Origin of the sequence: Acinetobacter sp. YH1901141, from assembly GCF_013416935.1 — a bacterium.
GTDB classification, from domain to species: domain Bacteria; phylum Pseudomonadota; class Gammaproteobacteria; order Pseudomonadales; family Moraxellaceae; genus Acinetobacter; species Acinetobacter towneri.
The window spans coordinates 1-1,258 of the sequence record NZ_VPEY01000077.1; the positions used below are offsets into that span (position 1 = coordinate 1).

At 37.9% G+C, this 1,258-nt stretch carries 1 protein-coding gene; it reads left to right on the forward strand.

Annotated elements, in window-relative coordinates:
- The first annotated feature begins 74 nt into the window (after positions 1-74).
- Positions 75-1,207, forward strand: a protein-coding gene (locus FTV52_RS14545) for an IS3-like element ISAba14 family transposase (protein WP_223155595.1) whose coding sequence is annotated in 2 segments (ribosomal slippage) — positions 75-327 and positions 327-1,207 — 1,134 coding nt in all. Because the reading frame shifts where the segments join, the coding sequence is not laid out codon by codon here.
- Positions 1,208-1,258: the final 51 nt, after the last annotated feature.

Sequence of the window (1,258 nt, forward strand, 5' to 3'; positions counted from 1 at the left end):
AAATTTGAACAACTCCTATAAGTGATATTCTGCTCCTCAAATGATGTTATAAACATCAATATATGGAGTATTTTATGGCACGTAGACCAAGAAGAAATCATTCAAATGATTTTAAAGCTAAGGTAGCACTTGCTGCGATTAAAGCAGAAAAAACACTTGCTGAATTGAGTGCTGAGTTTGATGTTCATCAAAACCAAATTATTGACTGGAAAAATCAATTGATCTCAGCTTCCTCGCAAGCTTTCGATCAATCAAAAGCTCCAACAGAACCACCCATCGATCTAAAAAAACTACATGCAAAAATCGGTGAGCAGGCATTAGAAATTGATTTTTTAGAAGGTGTGTTGAAGAAACTGGGCCGCTTCAACCACAAAAGTTAATCGACGACTCACTTCAGATTTCAGTATCTAAGCAAGCTAAGCTGCTGAAAGTCTCCCGTGGTTGTTATTACTATCGCCCAAAACCTGTGAGTGCATCAGATCTGAAGCTGATGCGATGTATTGATGAATTACATATGCAATATCCTTTTGCAGGCAGTCGTATGATGCGTGATTTGTTGAATCGTCAAGGACATCATATAGGACGACGTCATACACGTACTTTAATGAAGAAAATGGGTATTCAGGCGTTATATTGCAAACCAAATTTAAGCCAGGCTAATCAAGCTCACCGTAAATATCCATATCTGCTCAAAGGGTTGGCTATTCAGCGCAGTAATCAAGTGTGGTCTACGGATATAACGTATATCCCTATGGCAAAAGGCTTTGTTTATTTATGTGCTGTGATTGATTGGCATAGCCGCAAGGTACTTGCGCATAGGGTATCGATTAGTATGGAGGTGGATTTTTGTATTTCGGCTTTAAATGAAGCGATTGAAAAATATGGTCGACCTGAAATATTTAATACAGACCAAGGCAGCCAGTTTACCAGTGATGCATTTATTGATGTATTGAAATCAAATGGCATTCAAATCAGTATGGATGGTAAAGGTCGATGGGTAGATAATGTGATGGTTGAACGATTATGGCGGAGCGTTAAATATGAAGAGGTGTATCTCAAAGCTTATAGCAGTGTCACAGATGCGAAAAAGCAATTAAGTGCATATTTTGAGTTTTATAATTTGAAACGACCTCATTCGAGTCTAGACAAAATGACACCAAATGAGTTTTACTATGATCAGCTACCCCAACAAAACAAGGTGGCTTAACTAGAGCGGAATATCACTTATAAATACGCTTTTAGTTGTTCAAACAAGTGG